Source organism: Pseudomonas sp. TE12508 (assembly GCF_056279485.1).
Genome location: NZ_JBWCCN010000005.1, coordinates 71,598 through 96,003, shown reverse-complemented (window position 1 = coordinate 96,003; position 24,406 = coordinate 71,598). Strand labels below are relative to the sequence as shown.

21 protein-coding genes are annotated in these 24,406 nt (G+C 59.0%); 15 read left to right on the top strand and 6 right to left on the bottom strand.

Translation table 11 applies throughout. The annotated features are described in order from the left end of the window. Positions 1-18 precede the first annotated feature (18 nt). The gene (locus tag ACZ9IM_RS08360) at positions 19-624 is read right to left on the bottom strand and encodes a hypothetical protein (protein WP_007901651.1); all 606 of its coding nucleotides are present in this window, start codon (positions 622-624) and stop codon (positions 19-21) included. A gap of 55 nt (positions 625-679) precedes the next feature. Continuing rightward, positions 680-1,156 (bottom strand): PAS domain-containing protein, encoded by a 477-nt coding sequence (locus ACZ9IM_RS08355; protein WP_427623312.1) that lies wholly within the window; start codon positions 1,154-1,156, stop codon positions 680-682. 103 nt (positions 1,157-1,259) lie between these two features. On the opposite strand from ACZ9IM_RS08355, the gene ACZ9IM_RS08350 reads away from it, so the two are divergent. From ACZ9IM_RS08350 to ACZ9IM_RS08335, 4 genes are all read left to right on the top strand, one after another. After that, the gene (locus ACZ9IM_RS08350) at positions 1,260-1,715 is read left to right on the top strand and encodes a flavodoxin (protein WP_427623311.1); all 456 of its coding nucleotides are present in this window, start codon (positions 1,260-1,262) and stop codon (positions 1,713-1,715) included. A gap of 218 nt (positions 1,716-1,933) precedes the next feature. Next, a complete protein-coding gene (locus ACZ9IM_RS08345; protein WP_192346180.1) occupies positions 1,934-2,716 on the top strand; it encodes a class II aldolase/adducin family protein in 783 nt (260 codons plus the stop codon). Continuing rightward, a complete protein-coding gene (locus tag ACZ9IM_RS08340) occupies positions 2,717-3,619 on the top strand; it encodes an alpha/beta fold hydrolase (RefSeq protein ID WP_427623309.1) in 903 nt (300 codons plus the stop codon). It begins immediately after the preceding gene. A gap of 110 nt (positions 3,620-3,729) precedes the next feature. Then, positions 3,730-4,641, top strand: a complete 912-nt coding sequence (locus ACZ9IM_RS08335; RefSeq protein ID WP_427623307.1) for an SDR family oxidoreductase — start codon at positions 3,730-3,732, stop codon at positions 4,639-4,641. A 76-nt stretch (positions 4,642-4,717) separates the two neighbouring features. Here ACZ9IM_RS08335 and ACZ9IM_RS08330 read toward each other — a convergent pair whose 3' ends face one another. Continuing rightward, a complete protein-coding gene (locus ACZ9IM_RS08330; protein ID WP_427623306.1) occupies positions 4,718-5,485 on the bottom strand; it encodes an N-acetylmuramoyl-L-alanine amidase in 768 nt (255 codons plus the stop codon). Positions 5,486-5,657: 172 nt separating this feature from the next. Then, positions 5,658-5,846, bottom strand: coding sequence for a hypothetical protein (locus ACZ9IM_RS08325; RefSeq protein WP_427623304.1), 189 nt, complete (start codon positions 5,844-5,846; stop codon positions 5,658-5,660). 462 nt (positions 5,847-6,308) lie between these two features. Here ACZ9IM_RS08325 and ACZ9IM_RS08320 point away from each other — a divergent pair, with 462 nt between their 5' ends. The 4 genes from ACZ9IM_RS08320 (at position 6,309) to ACZ9IM_RS08305 (ending at position 14,776) form a co-directional block, all read left to right on the top strand. Continuing rightward, complete coding sequence (locus ACZ9IM_RS08320) at positions 6,309-8,102, top strand: DUF1302 domain-containing protein (protein WP_218398712.1); 1,794 nt, start codon at positions 6,309-6,311, stop codon at positions 8,100-8,102. Between the two features lie 23 nt (positions 8,103-8,125). Further along, a complete protein-coding gene (locus ACZ9IM_RS08315; protein ID WP_218398713.1) occupies positions 8,126-9,493 on the top strand; it encodes a DUF1329 domain-containing protein in 1,368 nt (455 codons plus the stop codon). 140 nt (positions 9,494-9,633) lie between these two features. After that, positions 9,634-12,192 (top strand): LuxR C-terminal-related transcriptional regulator, encoded by a 2,559-nt coding sequence (locus ACZ9IM_RS08310; protein WP_476223689.1) that lies wholly within the window; start codon positions 9,634-9,636, stop codon positions 12,190-12,192. A 172-nt stretch (positions 12,193-12,364) separates the two neighbouring features. After that, positions 12,365-14,776 carry a dermonecrotic toxin domain-containing protein gene (locus ACZ9IM_RS08305; RefSeq protein ID WP_476223688.1) on the top strand — a complete coding sequence of 804 codons (2,412 nt, stop codon included), beginning with the start codon at positions 12,365-12,367 and terminating at the stop codon, positions 14,774-14,776. 27 nt (positions 14,777-14,803) lie between these two features. Here ACZ9IM_RS08305 and ACZ9IM_RS08300 read toward each other — a convergent pair whose 3' ends face one another. Then, a complete protein-coding gene (locus tag ACZ9IM_RS08300; RefSeq protein ID WP_427623294.1) occupies positions 14,804-15,595 on the bottom strand; it encodes an IclR family transcriptional regulator in 792 nt (263 codons plus the stop codon). Positions 15,596-15,758: 163 nt separating this feature from the next. Between ACZ9IM_RS08300 and hmgA the strand changes: the two genes are divergently transcribed. The 3 genes from hmgA to maiA are packed head-to-tail and all read left to right on the top strand — an operon-like array spanning position 15,759 to position 19,018. After that, positions 15,759-17,063 carry a homogentisate 1,2-dioxygenase gene (gene hmgA / locus ACZ9IM_RS08295; RefSeq protein ID WP_427623292.1) on the top strand — a complete coding sequence of 435 codons (1,305 nt, stop codon included), beginning with the start codon at positions 15,759-15,761 and terminating at the stop codon, positions 17,061-17,063. 2 nt (positions 17,064-17,065) lie between these two features. Beyond that, the gene (gene fahA / locus ACZ9IM_RS08290) at positions 17,066-18,370 is read left to right on the top strand and encodes a fumarylacetoacetase (RefSeq protein WP_476223687.1); all 1,305 of its coding nucleotides are present in this window, start codon (positions 17,066-17,068) and stop codon (positions 18,368-18,370) included. Between the two features lie 12 nt (positions 18,371-18,382). After that, positions 18,383-19,018 (top strand): maleylacetoacetate isomerase, encoded by a 636-nt coding sequence (gene maiA, locus ACZ9IM_RS08285; protein WP_063341517.1) that lies wholly within the window; start codon positions 18,383-18,385, stop codon positions 19,016-19,018. A gap of 30 nt (positions 19,019-19,048) precedes the next feature. Here maiA and ACZ9IM_RS08280 read toward each other — a convergent pair whose 3' ends face one another. After that, positions 19,049-19,852, bottom strand: a complete 804-nt coding sequence (locus ACZ9IM_RS08280; protein WP_008070509.1) for a SirB1 family protein — start codon at positions 19,850-19,852, stop codon at positions 19,049-19,051. A 183-nt stretch (positions 19,853-20,035) separates the two neighbouring features. Here ACZ9IM_RS08280 and ACZ9IM_RS08275 point away from each other — a divergent pair, with 183 nt between their 5' ends. The 4 genes from ACZ9IM_RS08275 to ACZ9IM_RS08260 all read left to right on the top strand — a co-directional run bounded on the left by ACZ9IM_RS08275 (position 20,036) and on the right by ACZ9IM_RS08260 (position 24,380). Further along, positions 20,036-21,055, top strand: coding sequence for a Glu/Leu/Phe/Val dehydrogenase family protein (locus ACZ9IM_RS08275; protein WP_476223686.1), 1,020 nt, complete (start codon positions 20,036-20,038; stop codon positions 21,053-21,055). A gap of 109 nt (positions 21,056-21,164) precedes the next feature. Continuing rightward, positions 21,165-22,256, top strand: coding sequence for a pyruvate dehydrogenase (acetyl-transferring) E1 component subunit alpha (pdhA, locus tag ACZ9IM_RS08270; protein ID WP_476223685.1), 1,092 nt, complete (start codon positions 21,165-21,167; stop codon positions 22,254-22,256). Then, positions 22,253-23,242 (top strand): alpha-ketoacid dehydrogenase subunit beta, encoded by a 990-nt coding sequence (locus ACZ9IM_RS08265; protein WP_218398723.1) that lies wholly within the window; start codon positions 22,253-22,255, stop codon positions 23,240-23,242. The genes pdhA and ACZ9IM_RS08265 overlap by 4 nt, the downstream gene beginning before the upstream one ends. Before the next feature lie 28 nt (positions 23,243-23,270). Then, the gene (locus ACZ9IM_RS08260; RefSeq protein ID WP_427623281.1) at positions 23,271-24,380 is read left to right on the top strand and encodes a dihydrolipoamide acetyltransferase family protein; all 1,110 of its coding nucleotides are present in this window, start codon (positions 23,271-23,273) and stop codon (positions 24,378-24,380) included. Positions 24,381-24,406: the final 26 nt, after the last annotated feature.

Below are 24,406 nucleotides of genomic sequence, written 5' to 3'. Positions count from 1 at the left end.
CGTAGATAGACTGAAAGATCAGATATGCAGGGCAGGATGGGTCAGGCGATGTTGCTGAAGAATGTACTGACGCAGACGTTCGGTTTCGTCCTTGTCGCTCTGGCTCAATTCGTAGGCGTAGAAACCCTGCTCGGTTTCACGCTCGAAGGTGCCGCGCAACGCAATCCGCTCATAACCTGACGGGCTGAACCACAACGCGAAATGCTTTGGCGCTTTGGTCTTGTTGCGAACCTCCAGCAAAACCCCTTTGAACGATATTTCGTGTACCCACATCGTGCCGGGTTGGCCCTTGGCATTTTCCAGTGCCACGGGCTCTTCGAGCACCAGGCGCCATGGCCGAATCATCGGCCCGTCTTCATAGATGCTGGGAACGCCGAGGCGTAGATGCATGGCGTGAAATTCATCTTCCACCAAGTGCAGCGGGAAGGTCATTTGCTGATTTTCGAAATTGGCCTGGATAGTGACTTGTTCATGAGCGGCCAGGCGTGTGAGCAAGTCACGAATCTGCGAACCACCGTTGACGAGCAGACTCGACGTCGCATCCCGCACATTGAGTTGCGGGTTGTGTTGCATGTTCTGGATAAAATCCAGCTCATCCTGCGTCAGGAGTGCGTCGCGCTGCATGGTTTTGCTCGAAAGTAATAATTACAAAGTCATCGGTGATTGTAGTAAATGACCACTAATTCGCAGATTGGTTTGAGCCGTTCGTCGTTTTGAGTGCGGCAATTTCTGCCTGTGCCTCGGCCAATTGCGCTTCCAGCTGCGCGACTCGCTGCTGCGCCTTGACCTGAAGCGTGACGTCTTTCTGCACCCCGACGAAATAGGTCTGTCCGTCGTGCGGGTTTTTTACCGTGGAAAGCGACAGTTCGTTCCAGAACGGAGTGCCGTCCTTACGATAATTCCTGAGGATTTCCCGGCAGGAGCCGCCACTGCCCAACGCCTGCCGAATCAAGGCGAGGGCTGCCTGATCGCGGTCTCCTGCCTGCAAAAAACGGCAATCCTGATAAAGGATTTCTTCGCTGGTATAACCCGTCAGGCGCTCGAATGCCGGGTTTACGTAAATCAGGATGTTGTCCTGTTCGCCTTCCTTTTCGGCAATCACGATGCCGTCGTTGGAGGCGTTGACCACCATTTGCAGCAGTTGGGCATTGATCATCGCAGAGTCCTTTGCGTATTGATTGATACGCTGCATTCTAAAAGATCAATGAGGTCGGTGCTGTTAATATCTCGTACTTATATTTAGATTCAGGATCAGATTGATGAAAGTCGCCATCCTTTCCGGCTCGGTGTACGGCACGGCTGAAGAAGTTGCCCGTCACGCTGCAAGCATTTTGAACGCCGCCGGTTTTGAAACCTGGCACAACCCCCGCGCGACCCTCGCCGATGTTCAGGCGTTTGGGCCCGAAGCATTTCTGGCGGTGACCTCGACCACCGGCATGGGCGAGTTGCCGGACAATCTGCAGCCGTTGTATTTCGCCATCCGCGATCAGTTGCCGGCGGCCTGGCGTGGTTTGCCGGGCGCGGTGATCGGTTTGGGCGATTCCAGTTATGGCGATACGTTCTGCGGCGGCGGCGAACAAATGCGTGAATTGTTCGGTGAACTGGGCGTGCGTGAAGTCCTGCCGATGCTGCGCCTGGACGCCAGCGAAACCGTGACGCCGGAAACCGACGCCGAGCCTTGGCTGGCGGAACTGGTCAGCGTTTTGCGAGGCTGACTTGTGGGAGCGAGCCTGCTCGCGATAGCGGCGGGTCAGGCAACATCCACAAGTTTGTGGGTGCCTTGACAATGGATCCAGATTCACCCGCGCACTGACTCGCTCGGCCATCAAGCTGGCTGCCAATGCAACTACACGAAGTCCGGGGGCTGACTAGACTGCTGTAACGCAGCAAAAAACAATAAAAACCCAGAAAAATAAAAAAGAGAATCCTTGCCGTGAGCGTAGCCCCCGTCCAATCGCCACACAGCATCAAAGACAAAGTCAGTGCCGCCGAATGGCAGACCCGCGTCGATCTGGCCGCCTGTTATCGTCTGGTCGCCTTGCACGGCTGGGACGATCTGATTTTCACGCATATTTCCGCCAAGGTGCCGGGCACTGAAGACTTTCTGATCAACCCCTTCGGGCTGATGTTCCATGAAATCACCGCGTCGAGCCTGGTCAAGGTCGATCAGGCCGGCAACAAGCTGATGGACAGCCCTTACGAGATCAACCCGGCGGGTTACACCATCCACAGCGCCGTGCATGAAGTCCGTCATGACGTCGTGTGTGTACTGCACACCCACACCGCGGCGGGGGTGGCGGTATCGGCACAGAAGCAGGGCATCTTGCCGATCAGTCAGCAGTCCTTGTTCGTTCTTTCCAGCCTGGCCTGTCACGCCTACGAAGGCGTTGCGCTGAACCATGAAGAGAAGGCGCGGCTGCAAGCCGATCTTGGCGAAAACAATTTCCTGATGCTGCACAACCACGGTCTGCTGACTTGTGGCGGCACCATCGCCGACACGTTCCTGATGATGTTTACCTTTCAGCGCGCCTGCGAAATTCAGGTGCTGGCGCAGAACGGTGGTGCGGAGCTGATCGCCATCGAACCGCAGATTCTGGCGGGCGCCAAGGCGATGATCGCTGGTGTCACCAAAAGTGCTCAAGGGATGGGCGGCGCGCTGGCCTGGCCGGCGCTGCTGCGCAAACTCGATAAACAAGACCCCGGTTATAAACTCTAAATGGCCCTCGCCGAGATTCCGCTATGTGTCTGGCGCAAGCGCGGCCAGACGTTCGTATTCGGCGGTCAGACCCTGCGCTATTGGGCCGCGGGGCAAGGCGAGCCGCTGTTGCTGATCCATGGCTTCCCGACGGCCAGTTGGGACTGGCATTACCTGTGGCAGCCGCTGACGCAGCGCTACCGGGTGATTGCTTGCGACATGCTCGGCTTCGGCGATTCGGCCAAACCGGTGAGCCACGACTATAGCCTGCTGGCACAGGCCGATTTGCAACAGGCCTTACTGGCGCATCTGAACGTTGACCAGCCCGTTCACATTTTGGCACACGATTATGGCGACAGCGTGGCTCAGGAACTGTTGGCCCGGCACTATGAAACGCGCGCTGATATCGCCAGTTGCGTGTTCCTCAATGGCGGGCTGTTTCCCGAAACCCATCGTCCGGTATTGATGCAAAAACTCCTGCTCAGCCCCTTCGGCTGGATGATCGGGCGAGCCTTTAGCCGTGACGCGCTGGTGAAGAGTTTCCAGCAGATCTTTGGCCCACAGACCCGGCCCACAGAAAGCGAACTGGATGATTTCTGGAGCCTGGTCAGCAGCAATCACGGGCAACGGATCATGCACAAACTCATCAGTTATATCCCGCAGCGCCGTGTCCAGCGTGAGCGTTGGGTCAGCGCCATGCAGCGTGGCGAGGTGCCGCTACGGGTCATCGATGGCGAGGTCGATCCGGTTTCCGGCGGGCACATGGTGGCGCGCTATCGGCAACTGATTCCCGCCCCGGATACGGTCCTGCTGCCTGAGATCGGCCATTACCCGCAGATCGAAGCACCGGCGCTGGTGCTCAAGCACTATCTGGAGTTTCGCGATCGGCTGGTTTCACCGCCGCGCAAAGTAGCGTGTTCCTGACTATCCCGCTGCCTTATTGCGCACCATTCAGCCGCCCCCGTGTTTATTGTGACCGCAAGCCCCGTGGCTGACACTCGCACTCCTTGTCCCTTGGCCTGCTGGAGTTCCCCATGAATGAGTCTGTGCGCTTCGAAGATAAAGTGGTGATCGTCACCGGTGCGGGCGGCGGTTTGGGGCGGGCGCACGCGCTGCTGTTCGCAAAGCAGGGCGCCAAAGTGCTGGTCAATGATCTCGGCGGTTCGGCTCAAGGCGAAGGCGCCAATGCATCGGCTGCCGATCGTGTGGTCGCAGAAATTCGCGACGCGGGCGGCACCGCCGAAGCCAACCACGATTCCGTCACCGACGGTGACAAAATCGTGCAACACGCCCTCGACACATTCGGCCGTGTCGATGTTGTGGTGAACAACGCCGGCATCCTGCGAGACAAGACCTTTCACAAAATGGACGACAGCGACTGGGACCTGGTTTACCGCGTCCACGTCGAAGGCGCCTACAAGGTCACCCGCGCCGCCTGGCCGCACATGCGTGAGCAAAACTATGGCCGCGTGATCTTCACTGCCTCGACTTCGGGCATCTACGGCAACTTCGGTCAGTCCAACTACGGCATGGCCAAACTCGGCCTCTATGGCCTGACCCGCACACTCGCCATTGAAGGCCGCAAGAACAACATTCTGGTCAACGCCATCGCACCGACCGGCGGCACCCGCATGACCGAAGGCCTGATCCCGCCACACGTGTTCGAGCAACTCAAACCGGAACTGGTCAGCCCGCTGGTGGTGTACCTCGCCAGCGAGAACTGCCAGGAAACCTCCGGGCTGTTTGAAGTCGGTGGCGGCTGGATGGGCAAGGTGCGCTGGGAACGAAGCCTCGGCGCGGGGTTTGATCCGCGGGTTGGTTTCTCCCCCGAAGATGTGGCAGCGCATTGGCAACAGATCTGCGATTTTGAAGGCGCGGCGCACCCGCAGGACAACCTTGAAGCGCTGAAGGAAATGATGGCGAATTTGCAGAAGCATTCGATTTAATTAAGCCAGCAAGGTCATCGTTCTTGACCTTGCTGGTTCTTGATAGTCGGGCCCGACATCTGGTTTGCAGCGGTCTTCAAGGAAAATACTTGTCAACCAATGCCGCCAGATTCGCTGCTGTTTGCACATCCATGATCCCGTCGTACGTTTCCGGGCGAAAGTGCAACTGAAAGGCCCGAACAAGGTGTGTGAAGCCTTGTTCGGTTGACGCACCGGAAACGTCGTACCCGTAAGTCTTGAACAGTTTGAGCAAGTCGCTTCGGGCTGGAATGCCGGTCTCGTTGTATTGCTGCAGAAAGGTGTCTCGGGTGGCATCGTCGAACCAGGCACCGACGCCTTTCAAGTAAAGGGCATGCCAGGGGAATTTCGGCCCTGGGTCACTCTTGCGGCCGACCGCAATATCCGAGTGCCCCAGAACAAGGGTCGGGCTGATATCCGGGTAACGTTCAAGGATGTTTAACGCCAACTCCTCAATGGCGGCAATTTGTTCTGGCTGATACGGCGGAAAGTTGAAAACTCCTTTGCTAAACGTTGCTAGGTTGACGATTTCAACGCCGATAGACGTGTCGTTGAGATTGCTTCGATTGCCCCAAGTACTGACGCCCGCATGCCACGCACGCTTGGTTTCGTCGACGAGATTGAAAACTTCCTGCCCGGTATAACCTGCTTTCAAGTAGCTCGGATCGGTGATGTCGGGAACCAAGTAGTGGGCGCTGACATTCGGGCCGGTCAGTGCGTTGACCGAACTGGAGAAGTTGCCAGCGGTGTAGTGGAAAATCAGAAAGCGTACTCGGGTGTTGAAACTTTTGGTGGAGCGGTATTTGTTGTAATCAATAGGTTTCATGGAAGTATTGCTCGAAATTAATTAGGTTAAAGTCAACGTGCAAAAGAATGGCTGACTTGTTTTTAACTTTAATCGCGAGGGCGCTTCGCGTGATTACAGAACTATGTAGTCGCTTTCCGAGATATGTGTAGGAAATAGAAAGTTAGATTTGATTAATCAATGGGCGCCACTTTTACTTCATGCAACTCTTCGCCACCGTCACAAAACCATCGCCCATAAAAAAGGCCGCTGCAAACGCAGCGGCCAAAGCAAGACGTGGATCAAGGAGCAATAAATCAACGTCAGTGAACAGGGGGCGATGAGTCGAAAAAATACGCTTCAAATCATCTGGAATCTGTCGCCAACGGGGTGGGTCTGTCATCTCCGTGGCTTCATGTCTTCAGGCTGTTTGCCGTGAAAGCCCGGCAAGAATAAGGGCTTGAGCGCAAAGGAAAAATAGCGATTCCAGACATGCACTGTTGCAGTCTCAGCAACAGTCTCTGGCTGACCCCTGTAGCAGCTGCCGAAGGCTGCGTTCGGCTGCGAAGCAGTCGCAAAATCAGGCACTGTGTTCTGTCAGGCCCACTGTGGATTCAGGGTTTACGACTGCTGCGCAGCCGAACGCAGCCTCGCGAGCTCGGCAGCTGCTACATGCCCTATTCAACCCACGTCCATGCGCTGCGCTGATAACCCTCCATCCAGCCCATCCATACCCCGCGCAAACCCCCGTCCCATGCGGGCATTCATCCTTTGGAGGGACAACGCGAATACCTCCTTGGTGCGCTTATCGCTCCCGGCGCGTGGCAGTAGGGTGGGGCCTTCTGTCACTCACCGGGGAAGACGCATGACAAAAACAACAATGCGCGCCATCTTCAAACCGCAAGCGCTGGCCGCTGCGGTGGCCTTGGGCTGCTGTGCCCAGGCGCAGGCTGTTTCATTCAACATCGGCGAAATCGAGGGGCAGTTCGATTCCTCGTTGTCGGTCGGCGCGAGCTGGGGCATGCGCGATGCCGACAAGTCACTGGTGGGCACCGTCAACGGCGGTACCGGCCAGTCTTCGACCGGTGATGACGGGCGCCTGAACTTCAAGAAAGGCGAGACCTTCTCCAAGATCTTCAAAGGTATCCACGACCTCGAATTGAAATACGGCGACACAGGCGTGTTCGTCCGTGGCAAGTACTGGTACGACTTCGAGCTGAAGGACGAAGACCGCGAGTTCAAACAGATCAGCGACAGCGGTCGCAAAGAAGGCGCCAAGTCTTCGGGCGCACAGATCCTCGATGCATTCGTCTATCACAACTATTCCATCGCCGATCTGCCGGGCACCGTGCGCGCCGGCAAGCAGGTGGTCAGCTGGGGTGAAAGTACCTTCATCGGCAACTCGATCAACAGCATCAACCCGGTCGACGTTTCCGCATTCCGTCGTCCGGGGGCGGAGATCAAGGAAGGCCTGATTCCGGTGAACATGCTGTTCGCTTCCCAGGGCCTGACCGATCAGCTCACGGTGGAAGGTTTCTACCAACTGGAGTGGGATCAGACCGTTCTCGACAACTGCGGCACTTTCTTCGGCGTCGACGTGGCGGCGGACGGCTGCAACAACGGTTATACCGTCGGCAGCCCGGCGATTGCGCCGTTGGCGCCGCTGGCGTCAGCCTTTGGCCAACCTATTCAGGTCACCCGTGAGGGCGTCATCGTGCCCCGTGGCGGCGACCGCGATGCCCGGGATTCAGGGCAGTGGGGCACCGCCTTGCGCTGGCTCGGTGACGACACCGAATACGGCCTCTACTTCATGAACTACCACAGTCGCACACCGACCGTCGGCACCACCACCGCCGGGCTGTCCACACTGGCCAGCCTGCCGGGCATGGTCAGCATTGCCAACCGTCTGGCCCCGGGCAGCGGCTCGGGCCTGGCGCAAAGCGTGATGCTCGGGCGCGGCCAGTATTACCTCGAATACCCGGAAGACATTCGTCTGTACGGCGCAAGCTTCTCCACCACTTTGCCCACCGGGACTGCCTGGACCGGCGAAATCAGCTACCGGCCCAACGCTCCGGTGCAGGTCAATACCAACGACCTGACACTGGCGTTGCTTAACCCGATCGCCGGCGGCGCCGCATCGCCTGTCGCGACCCGGCCAGGTGCCGACAACACGGGTTATCGCCGCAAGGAAGTGACCCAGGTCCAAAGCACCCTGACGCACTTTTTCGACCAGGTATTGGGCGCCCAACGGCTGACCCTGGTGGGTGAAGCAGCGGTGGTACGGGTTGGTGGTCTGGAGTCGCGAAGCAAGCTGCGTTATGGCCGCGATTCGGTTTACGGCCAGTACGGTTTCGGCGGCGATACCGACGGCTTCGTCACCTCAACTTCCTGGGGTTACCGCGCCCGGGCGATCCTTGATTACGCCAACGTGATCGGCGGGATCAACCTCAAACCCAACCTGTCCTGGTCCCATGACGTCGCCGGCTACGGTCCCAACGGGCTGTTCAACGAAGGCGCCAAGGCGGTCAGCGTCGGTGTCGATGCCGATTACCGCAACACCTATACCGCGAGCCTCAGTTACACCGACTTCTTCGGCGGTGACTACAACGTCCTGGAAGACCGTGACTTCCTGGCGCTGAGCTTCGGTGTGAACTTCTGATCTGGCTGAGAAGGATGATGTTAATGCGCAAGATGATTCTGCAATGCGGCGCCCTGGCCCTGAGCCTGCTGGCCGCCAACGTGATGGCGGCGGTCTCGCCGGAAGAAGCCAACAAGCTCGGCAACACACTCACGCCGCTGGGCGCCGAGAAGGCCGGCAACGCCGACGGCTCGATCCCGGCCTGGACCGGTGGCATCCCGAAAAACGCCGGCGCTGTCGACAGCAAAGGCTTCCTGGCTGACCCGTTCGCCAACGAAAAACCGTTGTTCACCATCACCGCCGCGACTGTTGATAAGTACAAGGACAAGCTTTCGGATGGGCAGGTGGCGATGTTCAAGCGCTACCCGGAAACCTACAAGATCCCGGTCTACGCGACCCATCGCACCGTGGGCCTGCCGGCGGAAATCTACGAGTCGGCCAAGCGCAGCGCGCTGAATGTGAACAGCATCAACGACGGTAACGGCCTGGCCAATTTCACCGGCAATCGCTATTACGCATTCCCGATTCCGAAGAACGGCGTCGAGGTGCTGTGGAACCACATCACCCGTTATCACGGCGGCAACCTGCGCCGCATCATCACTCAGGTGACCCCGCAGACCAATGGCAGCTACACGCCGATCCGCTTCGAGGAAGAGATCGCCGTACCGCAACTGATGAAGGACCTGGACCCGGAAAAAGGCGCCAACGTACTGACCTTCTTCAAACAGTCGGTGACCGCGCCGGCGCGGTTGGCGGGTAACGTGTTGCTGGTGCATGAAACCCTCGACCAAGTGAAAGAGCCGCGTCTGGCGTGGATCTACAACGCCGGTCAACGTCGGGTACGACGCGCGCCGCAAGTGGCCTACGACGGGCCGGGCACCGCCGCCGATGGTCTGCGCACGTCGGATAACTTCGACATGTTCTCCGGTGCGCCGGATCGCTACGACTGGAAACTGATTGGCAAAAAGGAAATGTACATTCCCTACAACAGCTACAAACTCGACTCGCCGAGCCTCAAGTACGATGACGTGGTCAAGGCCGGGCACATCAATCAGGACCTGACCCGTTACGAGTTGCACCGGGTCTGGGAAGTGGTCGGCACGGTCAAGCCGAGCGAACGGCACATCTACGCCAAACGCCATATGTACCTCGACGAAGACAGCTGGCAAGTGGCGCTGGCGGATCACTACGACGGTCGCGGTCAACTGTGGCGAGTGGCCGAAGGTCACGCCCAGTATTACTACGATCACCAGACACCGGCCTACACCCTGGAGGCGCTCTACGACATCATTGCCGGCCGATACATTGCCTTGGGAATGAAGAACGAAGAGAAGCACAGCTTCGAATTCGGCTTCGACGCCAAGTCTGCGGACTACACTCCGTCGGCCCTGCGCGCCGAGGGTGTTCGGTAAGGGTTTTGATACATTGGTATCACAAGAGGCGACCTGCGGGTCGCCTTTTTTATGGGCGCCAATCAGCGTCCTGAATACTTCTCAACAAGCGGGTTGGAGAGGGCTAGGGTGGCCGGACAATTATAAAAAGGCACGCCGCAATGACCGCCATGACTCCGTGTCTGGACCGTTCTGGATTCCTGCCCCGCCTGTCCTCTCATCACCTGTCGCGGGCTCGTTTAAGCGAGCCGTTATTGGCTTCGACGGCCCGGGTGAAATTACTCTGCGCACCCGCCGGCAGTGGTAAGAGCGCGTTGCTCGCCGAATGCCTGTTGCAGGCGCCAACCCAGTGCCGGGTGCATTGGTTGCCATTGTCTGGCGTGGCGTGGAGCGCAGCGGATTTTCGTCAGCGTCTGGCAGAGACGTTGGGGCTGGCCTCATCGGATGAAACCGGGTTGCTGGACGATCTGGCACGATTGCAGACGCCTGCCTGGCTGTTTCTCGATGACTACTGCCGTCTGCCGAACCCGGAGCTGGATCAGTTACTGGATCGCATGTTGGCGATCAGCAGCCCGATGCTGACTTGGTGGTTGGGTGCCCGCCGCCGGCCGCCATGCAACTGGCCAAGGTTGCTGCTCGATGATGAGTTGTACGAGTGCGAGAACGCTTCGCTGGTGTTCACCCAAGGTGAAGTCGAGCAGATTTTGCAGCCCTGGGTACCGGAGCAGGCCAGCAAGGTGGCGAGTCGGATTATCCAGCGCACCGGCGGCTGGTGTGCCGGTGTACGGATTGCATTGCTGCAGAAGTGCGACTGGTCACGTCAGGACAACTCCCTGGGGCGGGCGGCCACCTTGCTCGATTACCTGGAGCATGAGTTGTTCAGCTCGCTGACGCCTGAGTTGAGCGAGGTCTGGCGCGTGCTGGCCCACTTGCCCCGCTTCAATGCCCGATTGTGCGATCACCTGTTCGGGGCCGGGGAGGGCGCTCAATACTTGCGGACCCTGCAAGCGCTGGGCTGTTTTATCGAACCTTGGGGGGACTCCAGCGACTGGCTGCAGATTTTCACCCCGTTCACGCAGTTGTTGCGCGATGAGCAATGGCCGGCGGGACGCTCTTGGCATCGGCGTGCATGCCAGTGGTTCTGTGCTGAACAGGACTGGAAATCGGCCTTCGAACAGGCCTTGCTCGCCGAGGAATACGAAGTGGCGGTCAGCCTGTTGCAGCACTTCAGTTTCGAGCACTTGTTCGAAGAGCAAATGGTCGTGCTGTTGCTGCGTTTGCATGAGCAGCAAGGCGAAGAACTGACGCTGGGGAGCCCGCAGTTGGTGGGTTTGATTACCGCTGCGCTGTTGTTCGCCGGGCGTTTCGAACAGGCAACTGCCTGCATTGCTCATTTGGCGCATTTCACGCCTCAGCCCTCGGCGGTGCTTCAGCGTCAACTGATTGCACGCTGGCAGGCCCTGCAGGGTTGGCTACTGCATTTGCAGGGACGAATGGAGACTTCACGCGCGCACTTCCTAGATGCGTTGAGCGCGCTCGATCCCGAATGCTGGACGGCGCGCCTGATGTGTTTGTCCGGTCTGACGCAACAGGCCTTGCTAAGGGGCGAACTCGACGTGGCGCAAGCCCATAACCGCGAGGCGCTGTGCCTGGCGCGGGCGCAAGGTTCGCTGGTGTTCGAGGGCTTGATGGAGCTCGATCATGCGCAATTGCTGGAGCAACGGGGGGCGGCGGTGCGGGCTGAAAGTGTACTGACCAATATGTACGAGCTGCTCTGCCAGCAGACAGACCGGCCTATACCCTTGCTGGGACGCATTGATCTGCGACGTGGACGACTGGCGTTATGCATGGGGCAGGAGGAAAGGGCGGCCGAACTCTTTCAGCGCGGGCTGGACGACTGTCTGCGCAGCCATGACAAGCGTGTGCTCTATGGGTTTCTCGGCCTGGCACAACTGGCGGCTAATCAAGGCGATTATGCTCAGGCATTTGTGCGCTTACGCGATGCCGAACGGCTGATGCAGCAGCGGCTGATTCCGGAAACTGTTTACCGGGGGGTGCTGTTGCAAGTCAGTAGTCATTTCTGGTTGCAACAGGGGCGTGCCGAATTGGCGTGCGAGGCTTTGAGCCGGGTGCTCAATCACTATCGCGGGCCGCAGGCACAGCAGGCGCCACCGGCCACGCTGGAGCTGATCCCACGCATCGAATATTTGCTGATTCTCGCCAAGGTTCGGTTGGAGCACGATGCGAGTGATGCCGCAGCACAGCTCGAATCATTGATGGAGCAGGCACAGGCGCGCGAAATGTGGGCACTCGCCACCGAACTGCAACTGGCCCTGGCTGAAGTGCTATGGCTTGAGGGGCAAACTGCTAAGGCCATTGATGCATTGCAGGAAGGAGAACGCAATGTGGCGCGGTATCAGACTCGTCAGTTGTTAAGTGAATTGCGCCAGCGTCAGCCGTTATTGCTCAATGAGCAAGCCACTCTTCTAGCTTCTGATCAACTTTGCATGCGGACAGGTGAAACAGACACATTAAGTCAGCGTGAACTACAAGTGCTCAAGCTGATTGCACAGGGCCATTCCAATCAAGAGATTGCCGAGGTGCTGTTCATTTCATTACATACCGTCAAAACTCACACACGACGCATACATGCGAAGTTGCGGGTTGAGCGCAGGACGCAAGCGGTGGCCAAGGCCAAATTGTTAGGGCTGTGGAACTGATCCAGAATACGGAGAATATATAATTGTTTACTTCATATTTATATTAGGGGTGAAGTTACAAGCGGTTTAAGTCGTAAATGCCTGGTATTACTTGGATGTTTTCATGTTGAGCTGCCCCTGAATTAATTTGGTTAGGCGAGTTTCTCGCTCCATTTTTTTGAAAGGGTGACAAATGAATATTATGAATACCTCTATTCCCCCCGCGAATCGTCCCCAATGGCTTGAGCAGGTCAGTATTACCGACCAACTTCATTATGGGGGGCTCGAACAGCAGTTGATTGCAAACAGGGCCGATCTGGAAAGACAACTTAGAGGGCATATCAATGTACAGGTTTATGCTCGTAACCTGGCCAGTCAGTTTCTGCAGCTGGAATTTGACAGCAGCCTTGATCCCGACACTCTTATGACCATCAGCCAATACGAGTTCGACGAGGCCGACTACAAAATCAGACAGGAAGACAAGCGTTCTCTGACAGATTTATTGTTGTGGGGCCTACACGAGAAAGGTCGGCGTGCAAGTATCACGCTTGAAGGTGAAGGCATTCCTATCGGATTGAATCAGCAATGGCTGGAGGAAAACTGGAACGGGGACGTCCGTGCGTCATATGGCCGGGATTTGCGCGCCGCTTACGAGCGCAGTGCTGTGCTCGCCGCCATGAAAAATGTCACCCGGGATCAGTTATTGCTGAGTGCATTTACCGCGAAGCTTCGCGGACATCTCAACGACACCAATCTTCAGCGGATCGAGCTTGCCGTCAATGGCGATACGAACATGACGCTGGCGCCATTGACGCTCATGGGTGACGGCATTCGGAACACTCGACCGTTCGCGGAGCTGGTTGCCATTGGAAGCCGCAGCCCCAGCCAGGATGACTGGCTCCTGTATGCACCGGATTCGCCTGGTGGACAGGACTGGTATGAGTTGCCGGGTTTCAGGCAACTTGACGGCGAGATCTGCAGCTGGATGGCCAAGCCAGAGGGGCAAGCCTATCTGGTCTGGCGATCCCATGCGCTGGATCGCGAAGTGATCGCCGGTTATCTGAAAAAGATCTCACAACGACCTGATCTATGGCGTGGTGTCCAGCCGGTGCCAACCCCTTACACAGGACCCGAGGTGCTAAATACGGTTGTTTTCAATCATCGAGCCTGGCTGGTGGCACAGGAAGAAAGCCAAACGCCCTATTACTATCGCACCGCATCCGATGAGTTGCGTCAGACGTTTACGCGCATCAACACTGAGCTTAAGGCGCTCAAAACCGTTGAGGTCCGCGAGGGTGGCTTTATCACCTATGAGCGTTTTTGCCATCAACTGATCAAGCAGCGTGTGGAAGAAATCCTGCTGGGCAGAGGTGACGTAGTCGCGATTGATCCTGATCGGATTTACGTGCAAATCAGTCATGAACAACAGATGACACTGACTCGGTTGATTGCCGATGAAACGCACTTCTACGCTGGTAACGCCGATCGGGACAAGTATCCGCGTTTTACGATGGCAACAGATCACCCGCCACTCGACAAACTTGATATCCGCGATATCGCCGGTTGGTCGAGAACGTTGCGCGCGGGCGAGCAGTACATTGATATGTTGCGCACGACTCATGTTAATCGCTCCCATCCCGAAGGCATCTTCAAGCGCAAGATTTACATGGGCATCATGAAACGTCAGATGACCGTGGCAGCGATGCAGGCGCTGTTCACCGGATGTTTGACGAGGAAACACTTCGAGGAGCTGAAAAAGGTAATTGCGGCATTCGATCATCCGCAACTAGCCTGGCCGGTGGGCGAGGCACCTGGCGATGTACCTCACAGTGCTCTGTTTAAACTCCATCTCAAGAAGCGCCTGGTAGTCGGGGTATTTGTTTTCAGGCTGCGTATCGCCGGGACGATCGAGCAATACCTGTTCACGCCTGATGCTCCGGATGGTTATGAGATACGACCATTCAAGGACTTTGTAAGTGCGGTGAAAACCCGTGGTCTGGGTGATTACCTCTACGACCGTGTGCACGAGAAGTATCAGCCGGGCGTGGGCGCTTATTTGACCGATCTCGAACAATTGGCCCACTTCACTGAGGCACCGGAACTGGAGCGCAACAGTCGGGTCACGGATCTGTACGACTGTTATAGCGACGTGGTGTACAAGATCATTTCGGATGTTGATGCGAAAACACAAAGCCTTGAAGAAATCATCACCGGCCTGGTGTACAACGCCGTCCTGACAGCCGTCAGCGTCATCGGCATTGTCTATCCGCCAGTCAGTATTGCCTTGAGCGCAGCCTTGCTGACCAAGAATCTGGTGCAAGGCGCCGAGGCTTACTCGGAGGGCAATCGGGCCAAGGCCCTGATCCATTTCAGGGATGCGCTGATTGAGTTGGCGTTGTTGGGCAAGGCAGGATATGTGGGTTCGCAGCCCACCAAAATACAGAAAGATCTGATCGGATTATTGGGGGATGTATACACCGTGGAATGGTTTTTCTCCCAAGCCACTGGACAGCCTCGACTACATGAACGGGTGCTGGAGGTGATTCAGCAGGTTCTCGACGATCCTCAAAGCGCTACCAGCAAAACCACCATTATCCAGCGTTAATGACGGTCCGCTGGTTTTGCGTCTGGCTCAGCGACTGAGATCATCAGCCTGATACCCCATCCGCCAACTCACGGCCCGCGTCGCCGCCAACAACCGCTGCGCCGCCGGGCCGTTTTCATCGGCGTGAAATAACGAGGCCGGGCCGACGATGGTCATCACCGCCGCTACTTGCCCGACTGCATTGAACACCGGTGCCGACAACGCATCCACGCCGGGCATCAGCAGGCCATGAACATGGTGCAAGCCGCGTTCGCGGATCTGTTCGCACAATGTGGTGTAAGCCTGCTCATCGGCCAACGGATGAACGTCGACGGCGCGAACTTCGAGATCGCGCAACTCATCGGTTTCGCGGTGGGGCAAATAGGCACTGAACACCAGCCCGGTCGAGGAGCTGAGCAACGGTAAAACCGAGCCCAATTGCGTGACCACTGTCACCGCGCGCACGGCCGGTTCGATGTGCACCACTGTCGCGCCCTGATTACCCCACACCGCTATAAAGCAGGTCTCATTCAGATCGTCACGCAACTCGGCCAAGGGCAGGGCAGCGACTTTCAGCACGTCCATACTGTTCAAAGCAGCCAAGCCAACCCGAAGCGCTTCACGGCCGAGGCCATAGTGGTTGGTGACGGTGTTCTGCTCGGCAAAACCGCTGGCAATCAGCGCCTGCAAATAGCGGTGAACCTTGCTCGCCGGCATCTGCACGTGTTCAGCCAGGCGCGACAACGAGGTCGATGGCGACAGCTCGGCAAGCGCCTTGAGGATGTCGGTGCCGACCTCGGCCGAGCGGACTTTCTGTTTACCGTTGCTTTCGCTGGTCATGAGGCGGTGTGATCCCGGGACGAATGGGCGTCTTTATAGCTTGACGGTCAATACCAATCAAATTACGTTATGCGTAATCGAATTACGATAAAAATAACCCAGGCGTGCCAAGATCTCTTCGGCAGAGTGACAGGCCATTGCCAACTCCCGTTCAGGAGGCTCCATGAACCTCGATTCAACGGCGCCAGCGCTGGCTTATCAGTCAGGCTTTGGCAACGAATTCAGCAGCGAAGCGTTGCCGGGCGCACTGCCCGTCGGCCAGAACTCCCCGCAAAAAGCTCCTTACGGCCTGTACACCGAACTGTTCTCCGGCACTGCGTTCACCATGGCTCGCAGCGAAGCACGGCGGACCTGGATGTACCGCATCCAGCCGTCGGCCAATCACCCTGCATTCGTCAAACTGGATCGGCAACTGGCCGGCGGCCCATTGGGTGAAGTAACCCCCAATCGCCTGCGCTGGAATCCGTTGGACATGCCGACCGAGCCCACCGATTTCATCGACGGGCTGGTGAGCATGGCCGCCAACTCGGGTGCGGAAAAACCGTCCGGGATCAGTATTTATAACTACCGCGCCAACCGTTCCATGGAACGCGTGTTCTTCAACGCCGACGGCGAATTGCTGCTGGTGCCGCAACTGGGTCGCCTGCGCATCGCCACCGAACTGGGCGTGCTGGAACTGGAACCGCTGGAAATCGCCGTCCTGCCTCGCGGGCTGAAATTCCGCGTTGAACTGCTCGACCCGCAAGCCCGCGGCTACATCGCCGAAAACCATGGCGCCCCTCTGCGCCTGCCGGACCTGGGGCCGATCGGCAGTAACGGCCTGGCTAACCCGCGAGACTTCCTGACACCGGTGGCCCATTACGAAAACCTCAAGCAACCGACCACCCTGGTACAGAAATTCCTCGGCCAGTTATGGGGTTGTGAGCTCGATCATTCGCCGCTGAACGTGGTCGCCTGGCACGGCAATAACGTGCCGTACAAATATGACCTGCGCCGTTTCAATACCATTGGCACGGTCAGTTTCGATCATCCGGATCCGTCGATTTTCACCGTACTGACCTCGCCGACCAGCGTGCATGGTCTGGCCAACCTCGACTTCGTGATCTTCCCGCCACGCTGGATGGTCGCTGAGAAGACATTCCGTCCACCGTGGTTCCACCGCAACTTGATGAACGAATTCATGGGCCTGATCCAGGGCGAATACGATGCCAAGGCTGAAGGTTTTGTGCCCGGCGGTGCGTCGTTGCACAGCTGCATGAGCGCCCACGGCCCCGACGGCGAGACCTGCACCAAGGCGATCAACGCGGAACTGGCACCGGCTAAAATCGACAACACCATGGCTTTCATGTTCGAGACCAGCCAGGTGTTGCGCCCGAGCCGATTTGCCCTGGATTGCCCACAATTGCAAAACAATTACGACGCCTGCTGGGCCACGCTGCCCGCGACTTTCGACCCGACCCGGAGATAACCATGACTCAGACTTCCATCACTCGTAGCTGGGTTGCCTCCGCCAACGGCCACGCTGATTTCCCGCTGCAAAACCTGCCGTTGGGCGTGTTCAGCGTGAAGGGCTCCGCGCCGCGCAGTGGCGTGGCGATCGGCGACCATATCTTTGATCTGGAAGCGGCACTGGATGCCGGTCTGTTCGAGGGAACCGCGCGCACCGCGGTCGAAGCCACCCGTGGCGGCCAATTGAATGCGTTCTTCGAGCTGGGGCGCGATGCTCGTGTTGCCCTGCGCGAGCGTCTGCTGGAACTGTTTGCCGAAGGCAGCACCCTGCACGGCAAGATCGAAGCCCAAGGCGCCAAACTGCTCCCGCTGGCGGCGGATTGCGAAATGCACTTGCCGGCGAAGATCAACGATTACACCGACTTCTACGTCGGCATCGAGCACGCGCAGAATGTCGGCAAACTGTTCCGCCCGGACAACCCGTTGCTGCCGAACTACAAGTACGTGCCGATTGGTTACCACGGCCGTGCCTCGACCATTCGCCCGTCCGGCACTGACGTTCGCCGTCCGAAAGGCCAGACCCTGCCGGCCGGCCAGACCGAGCCGACGTTTGGCCCGTGCGCACGTCTGGACTATGAACTGGAGCTGGGTATCTGGATCGGTCAGGGCAACGCGATGGGCGACTCCATCGCCATCGGTGACGCCGCCGACCACATCGCCGGTTTCTGCCTGCTCAACGACTGGTCGGCGCGGGACATCCAGGCCTGGGAATACCAGCCGTTGGGTCCGTTCCTGTCCAAGAGTTTCATCACCAGCATTTCGCCGTGGGTGGTGACGGCCGAAGCACTGGAGCCGTTCCGTCGTGCGCAGCCTGCGCGCCCGGAAGGCGATCCGCAGCCGTTGCCGTACCTGTTCGACAAGCGTGATCAGGCCGCCGGTGCCTTCGACATCGAACTCGAAGTGCTGCTGCTGACCGAATCGATGCGCGAGCAAAATCTGCCAGCCCATCGCCTGACCCTCAGCAACACACAACACATGTACTGGACCGTCGCACAACTGGTTGCGCACCACAGCGTCAACGGCTGCCAGTTGCAGGCCGGTGATCTGTTCGGTTCGGGCACGCTGTCCGGTCCTGAAAACGGTCAGTTCGGCAGCCTGCTGGAAATCACCGAGGGCGGTAAAAAGCCGATCGAACTAGCCTCGGGTGAGGTGCGTAAATTCCTTGAGGACGGCGACGAAATCATTCTGCGCGCACGTTGCAGCCGCGAGGGTTTTGCTTCCATCGGTTTCGGCGAATGCCGTGGCAAAGTGCTGCCAGCGCGCTAAGAGGATCGGGTCATGGAACTCTATACCTACTATCGTTCGACCTCGTCTTACCGGGTGCGTATTGCGCTGGCGTTGAAGGGGCTGGATTACCAGGCGCTGCCAATCAACTTGATTGCGCCGCAAGGTGGCGAACATCGGCAGCCCACGTATCTGGGCATCAACCCGCAAGGCCGGGTGCCGGCCTTGCGCACTGATGAGGGCGAGTTGCTGATCCAGTCACCGGCGATCATCGAGTACCTGGAGGAACGTTATCCACAGGTGCCATTGCTGTCCAAGGACCTCGTCGCCCGTGCCCATGAGCGTGGCGTGGCGGCGGTGATCGGCTGCGATGTTCACCCCCTGCACAACGTCAGCGTGCTCAATCAGCTTCGGCAGTTGGGGCACGATGAGCCGCAGGTGGTTGAGTGGATCGGTCACTGGATCAGCCAAGGGTTGGCGACGGTGGAGCAATTGATCGGTGACACCGGTTACTGCTTTGGCGATCAACCGGGGCTGGCGGACGTCTATTTGATCCCGCAGTTGTATGCGGCCGAGCGCTTCAATATTTCCCTTGAGGCCTACCCGCGAATTCGTCGAGTGGCGGCGCTGGCGGCGACACACCCCGCCTTCTTCCTGGCCCATCCGGCAAATCAGCCCGACACCCCGTAACAAGGTTGTCAGAAACAAGATCTTTTGCTTTTAATGCACGACCGAGTTGGGCGGCAAATGCCCGAGCCGTTCGGTGAGGCGAATCCGCTGGATCGGGTCGTCACAGAGCAGCAGCGCGTGCTCCAGGTCAAAACGCTCGGCATTCGGGCAGTCCAGCCGTTGGTAGAGACTGGCCCGGGCCAGATAGTCGGAGGCGCTGGCGTTGCCCAATTCAAGCACGCGCTCGGCGTCGATCAGGGCGTCGATGTAGTCATCATTCGTGAGGTACAACTGGCGCAGGTTGCGCGACAGCCGCTGCAGCATCTGCACCGGTTCGGCTGTCAGTAAATGCTCGGCGCCGAGCTGCATGTTCGGGCCGTACTGGCGTTGCAGTAACTCCCGGCAGTCGTTGGGGTATAGCCGTCGCCCGCCACAAGGGTCGAGCAGATGATCGGCGCCTTGCACCCGCAGCAGGAAATGCCCGGGGAAGTTGACCCCGACCATGGGGATCTCCAGCCTTCTGGCCAGTTCCAGCGCAATCAGGCCCAGCACCAGCGGTTGGCCCCGCCGACGCTCCAGCACCTTATTGAGTAACGCTACTTGCGGACGCAAGGGCGTGGAGTCGTCCTGAGCGAACCCCAGGTCATTCATTCGGCGCAACAACGGTTGGGCCAATTCACTCACCGGCAGCATCGGCAACCCGTAACTGACCCGCTGTTGCAGGTCCTTGAAATCCGCCAGCACCGTCTCGGGATTCAGTTCCTTATCGTGTTCGACGGCCATCCACAGCGCCGCCTCGAACAGCGCGGGCGGTGATCGTTGCAGACAGTCGAAAAAACGTTGGCGCGGGGTCATCAAAATCTCCGGGGAATGCCTCGTTTTAGCCCCGTCTCAGGCTTTCGTCCAGTGTCGGGCACAGGCGCTAGTAGGTTATGTCCGAAAGCCTCTAAAGCGACGCCGCTTATTCCGGGGCGTTTCTGCAATTTTTGTGCACAAGCTTATACTGGCGACTACAAGAAGTGATTCGGGAGCCCTACGATGTTCGCTCTCATGCAAAGCACTCGCCTTGAATCGCTGCACCTGAGCGTCGATCCGGTCACCGGGTTGAAGGCGGTGATTGCCATCCACAACAGCCGTCTGGGACCTGCCCTGGGCGGGTGTCGTTACCTTGCTTACCCCAGCGATGAATCCGCGATCGAGGATGCTGTGCGCCTTGCCCAAGGCATGAGTTACAAGGCGGCCCTGGCCGGCCTGGCTCAGGGCGGTGGCGTAGCGGTGATTGTTCGCCCGGCCCATGTGGAAAACCGCGCCGCGCTATTTGAAGCTTTCGGGCGCTGCATTAACGAACTCGACGGTCGCTACATCACCGCCATCGACGCCGGCACTTCGGTGGCGGACATGGATTGCATCGCCCAACAGACGCAGTTCGTTACCAGCACCACCGCCGCGGGCGACCCTGCACCGCATGCCGCCATGGGCGTATTCGCCGGTATTCGCAGCACCGCCATGGCCCGTTTGGGCAGCGATAATCTCGAAGGACTGCGCATAGCCATTCAAGGCCTGGGCAATGTCGGTTATGCCCTGGCCGAACAGCTACACGCCGCCGGTGCCGAGCTGCTGGTCAGCGACATCGATCATGGCAAGGTGCAGCTGGCCATGGAGCAGTTGGGCGCTCATCCAATCGCCAATGATGCGCTGCTCAGCACGCCGTGCGACATACTCGCGCCCTGCGGCCTGGGCGGTGTGCTTAACAGAAACAGCGTGCCCCAACTGCGCTGCGCAGCGGTCGCCGGTTCGGCAAACAATCAACTGATCCATCTCGAGATCGCCGATCAACTGGAACGCCGGGGCATTTTGTATGCGCCCGATTACGTGATCAATGCCGGTGGGCTGATCTACGTTTCGCTCAAACACCGCGGGGAAGAGCTGACGACCATCACCGCTCACCTGTCGAAAATCAGTTCACGGCTGACCGAAGTCTTCGCCCATGCCCAGGCGGAAAAGCGCTCTCCGGCCCGGGTGGCGGATGAGTTGGCGGAGAAAGTGTTGTACCGGTGAAAAGTTTTAAAGGAGTGAGAGCCTATCCGGTCGTTGCTCCCCAAGCCCTGCGTCACAAGCGCCGGGCCTGACAAATGCACGCCGATTCCCGCGTGCCAGGAGCCCTGTGATGCTTCACAAGGTTGAGCTGCCTTACACCCGATTTTTATCCCCTGATGGCCAGCCGCTCGGCAATCTTCCCGCCTGGGCCGACGATTTCAATCTGTTGACGCGTCTGTATCGGCAGATGGTCCTGACCCGCCTTTTCGATCAGAAAGCTGTCGCCTTGCAACGCACCGGGCGCATCGGCACCTACGCGCCGACCTTGGGCCAGGAAGCCATTGGTGTCGCGGTCGGCAGCCTGATGCACGCCGAAGACGTACTGATCCCGTATTACCGCGACACCGCTGTGCAATTGATGCGCGGTGTGCGCATGGAAGAAATCCTGCTGTATTGGGGCGGCGATGAGCGAGGTAGCGACTTTGCCGACCCGGCGGTGGCCCAGGATTTCCCGATCTGCGTGCCGATCGCCACCCAGGCCCTGCATGCCTGTGGCGTCTCCAGCGCGTTCAAAATCCGCGGCGAGCATCGGGTCGCTGTCACTACGTGCGGCGACGGCGGAACCAGCAAAGGTGATTTCCTCGAGGCCCTCAACGTTGCTGGCGCCTGGCAGTTGCCGGTGGTGTTCATGGTCAACAACAACCAATGGGCGATCTCGGTGCCGCGACGAATCCAGTGCGGCGCTCCGACGCTGGCGCAGAAAGCCATTGGCGCCGGGTTCCACGGGGAGCAAGTCGACGGCAATGACATGCTCGCCGTTTACGACCGCGTGCAAGCCGCCCTCGAACGGGCGCGTCACGGTAAAGGCCCGGTGTTGCTCGAATGCCTGAGCTATCGGCTCGGCGATCACACCACCGCCGACGATGCCACGCGCTACCGGTCGGCGGACGAGGTCAAGCAGGCCTGGCTCGAAGAACCGATCAAACGCCTGCAACGGTTTATGGCCGGGCAGGGTGTGTGGGACGAAGGCCGCGAACAGGCGCTAATCAGCGAATGCCAGGGTTTGGTGCAGCGTGCTGTGGATAACTTCGAAGCGGCGGGCCTGCAGGCGCCGGAGTCGGTGATGGATCATGTCTACGCCCAATGGCCGCAAGCCCTGGCCGAGCAACGTGAAGATTTCCTTGAACGCGTGGCGCGCCGGACAGGGGGGGGCGAGCGATGAGTAACGGCAAAGTGACGCTGCTGGAAGCGGTGAATCTGGCGTTGCATCGGGCCATGAGCGAGGACGAGAACGTCATCGTCCTCGGTGAAGACGTCGGGGTAAACGGTGGCGTGTTCCGCGCCACGCTGGGCCTGCGCGACACCTTCGGTTTCAAGCGGGTGATCGACTCGCCGCTGGCCGAAACCATGCTCGGCGGGCTGGTGGTGGGCATGGCGGCCCAAGGCCTGAAACCGGTGGTGGAAATCCAGTTCATGGGGTTTATTTACGCCACCATGGAGCACCTGGTGTCCCACGCCAGTCGCATGCGCAATCGCACGCGCGGGCGGATCACCTGCCCGATGGTGATGCGCTCACCCATGGGCGCAGGGATTCGCGCGCCGGAACATCACAGCGAAAGCACTGAAGCCCTGTTCGCGCACATTCCGGGGCTGCGGGTGGTGATCCCGTCCTCGCCGGCCCGGGCCTATGGCTTGTTGCTCGCAGCCATCGACGACCCGGATCCAGTGATATTTCTCGAGCCGACCCGACTCTATCGAATGAACCCGCAACCGCTGCTGGATGACGGCAAACGCCTGCCGCTGGACAGCTGTTTCACCCTGCGTGAAGGCAGTGACATTACCTTGATCAGTTGGGGCGCCAGCGTAATGGAAACCCTGCAAGCCGCCACGAAACTGGCCGAGCAGGGCGTCTCGGCGGAAGTGATCGATGTCGCCAGTATCAAACCGCTGGACCTCGACACGATGGAAGCCTCGGTGCGCAAGACCGGTCGTTGCGTGATCGTGCATGAAGCGCCGCGCTCCTGCGGAGTCGGCGCGGAAATCGCCGCCAGTCTCTACGAACGGGTGTTTCTGGAGTTGCAGGCACCGATCCAGCGAGTCACCGCGCCAGACATTCCGCCGCCGCTGTATCGACTGGAATCGCTGTACATGCCCGGCATCGAAGACATTCTTCATGCCTGCGACACCGTCATGCAGCACTACCCCTGAACAGACGCCTGAGGCCGAGGAGGTTGCGATGAAATATTTCAAACTGCCGGATCTGGGCGAAGGCTTGCAGGAAGCGGAAATCGTCCGTTGGCACGTCAAGGTCGGCGATACCGTCACAGCCGACCAACTGCTGGTGTCGGTGGAAACCGCCAAGGCGCTGGTGGATATTCCCGCGCCCTACGATGGCGTGGTGGCGAAAACATTCGGTGGCGAGGGCGACATTCTTCACGTCGGCGAACCTCTGCTCGGTTACGAAGGCGAAGCGGATGCGGGCACTGTGGTCGGTCGGCTTGAGGGCGGCGGCACGAATCAGGAGGATGCATTTTTCATCGGCGCTGCGCCTTCGACTCGTGAGCATCTGGCGAACCGTGCCACGCCGGCGGTGCGTCAACTGGCTCGGCAACTCGGTGTTGAACTGAGCGGCTTGACGGGCTCCGGCCAGGACGGCCAGATCACCCGCAGCGACGTAGAAAACGCAGCCCAGACGGAACGCGAACGCTTCGGCGGCGAAAAGCTGCGCGGTGTACGACGCAGCATGGCGCTGAACATGGCCAGGTCCCATGCCGAAGTGGTGCCGGTGACGATTTTCGGTGATGCCGATCTGCATCGCTGGGGGCAGGCGCGAGAACCGCTGATTCGTCTGGCCAAGGCGATGGCGGCGGCCTGCGCGGTAGAACCGGTGCTCAACAGCGCCTTCGATGGCAAAACCCTGGCGCTCAAGCAACATGAACGACTCGATCTGGGCATTGCCGTGGATACGCCGGACGGCTTGTTCGTGCCGGTGCTACGCGATGTCGGTCAGCGCACGGCGGCGGATTTGAAAGAAGGTGTGATGCGTCTGCGGGCCGATGTGCAGGCGCGCTCGATCCCGCCACAGGAAATGATGGGGGCGACCCTGACCCTGTCGAACTTCGGCACCTTGTTCGGCCGCTACGCCAACCCGGTGGTGGTGCCACCGCAAGTGGCGATCCTCGCCGCCGGGGCGATCCGCGATGAACCGGTGGCGGTCGAGGGCGCGGTGGTGGTGCATCCGATCCTGCCGCTGTCCCTGACTTTCGATCACCGCGTGGTCACCGGCGGCGAGGCGGCGCGGTTCTTCAAAGCGTTGGTCCAGGCGCTGGAACAACCCGAGGTCTAGATTTCCCGCAGGCATGAAAAAGGCCC

What these genes read in the sequence shown, in the direction of transcription:
- ACZ9IM_RS08310 (WP_476223689.1), top strand. Translation starts at nt 9,634, where the DNA reads ATGACCGCCATGACTCCGTGTCTGGACCGTTCTGGATTCCTGCCCCGC.
- fahA (WP_476223687.1), top strand. Translation starts at nt 17,066, where the DNA reads ATGACTCAGACTTCCATCACTCGTAGCTGGGTTGCCTCCGCCAACGGC.
- ACZ9IM_RS08315 (WP_218398713.1), top strand. Translation starts at nt 8,126, where the DNA reads ATGCGCAAGATGATTCTGCAATGCGGCGCCCTGGCCCTGAGCCTGCTG.
- ACZ9IM_RS08360 (WP_007901651.1), bottom strand. Translation starts at nt 624, where the DNA reads ATGCAGCGCGACGCACTCCTGACGCAGGATGAGCTGGATTTTATCCAG.
- hmgA (WP_427623292.1), top strand. Translation starts at nt 15,759, where the DNA reads ATGAACCTCGATTCAACGGCGCCAGCGCTGGCTTATCAGTCAGGCTTT.
- ACZ9IM_RS08280 (WP_008070509.1), bottom strand. Translation starts at nt 19,852, where the DNA reads ATGACCCCGCGCCAACGTTTTTTCGACTGTCTGCAACGATCACCGCCC.
- ACZ9IM_RS08350 (WP_427623311.1), top strand. Translation starts at nt 1,260, where the DNA reads ATGAAAGTCGCCATCCTTTCCGGCTCGGTGTACGGCACGGCTGAAGAA.
- ACZ9IM_RS08305 (WP_476223688.1), top strand. Translation starts at nt 12,365, where the DNA reads ATGAATATTATGAATACCTCTATTCCCCCCGCGAATCGTCCCCAATGG.
- ACZ9IM_RS08320 (WP_218398712.1), top strand. Translation starts at nt 6,309, where the DNA reads ATGACAAAAACAACAATGCGCGCCATCTTCAAACCGCAAGCGCTGGCC.
- maiA (WP_063341517.1), top strand. Translation starts at nt 18,383, where the DNA reads ATGGAACTCTATACCTACTATCGTTCGACCTCGTCTTACCGGGTGCGT.
- ACZ9IM_RS08260 (WP_427623281.1), top strand. Translation starts at nt 23,271, where the DNA reads ATGAAATATTTCAAACTGCCGGATCTGGGCGAAGGCTTGCAGGAAGCG.
- ACZ9IM_RS08300 (WP_427623294.1), bottom strand. Translation starts at nt 15,595, where the DNA reads ATGACCAGCGAAAGCAACGGTAAACAGAAAGTCCGCTCGGCCGAGGTC.
- pdhA (WP_476223685.1), top strand. Translation starts at nt 21,165, where the DNA reads ATGCTTCACAAGGTTGAGCTGCCTTACACCCGATTTTTATCCCCTGAT.
- ACZ9IM_RS08265 (WP_218398723.1), top strand. Translation starts at nt 22,253, where the DNA reads ATGAGTAACGGCAAAGTGACGCTGCTGGAAGCGGTGAATCTGGCGTTG.
- ACZ9IM_RS08325 (WP_427623304.1), bottom strand. Translation starts at nt 5,846, where the DNA reads ATGACAGACCCACCCCGTTGGCGACAGATTCCAGATGATTTGAAGCGT.
- ACZ9IM_RS08330 (WP_427623306.1), bottom strand. Translation starts at nt 5,485, where the DNA reads ATGAAACCTATTGATTACAACAAATACCGCTCCACCAAAAGTTTCAAC.
- ACZ9IM_RS08335 (WP_427623307.1), top strand. Translation starts at nt 3,730, where the DNA reads ATGAATGAGTCTGTGCGCTTCGAAGATAAAGTGGTGATCGTCACCGGT.
- ACZ9IM_RS08340 (WP_427623309.1), top strand. Translation starts at nt 2,717, where the DNA reads ATGGCCCTCGCCGAGATTCCGCTATGTGTCTGGCGCAAGCGCGGCCAG.
- ACZ9IM_RS08355 (WP_427623312.1), bottom strand. Translation starts at nt 1,156, where the DNA reads ATGATCAATGCCCAACTGCTGCAAATGGTGGTCAACGCCTCCAACGAC.
- ACZ9IM_RS08275 (WP_476223686.1), top strand. Translation starts at nt 20,036, where the DNA reads ATGTTCGCTCTCATGCAAAGCACTCGCCTTGAATCGCTGCACCTGAGC.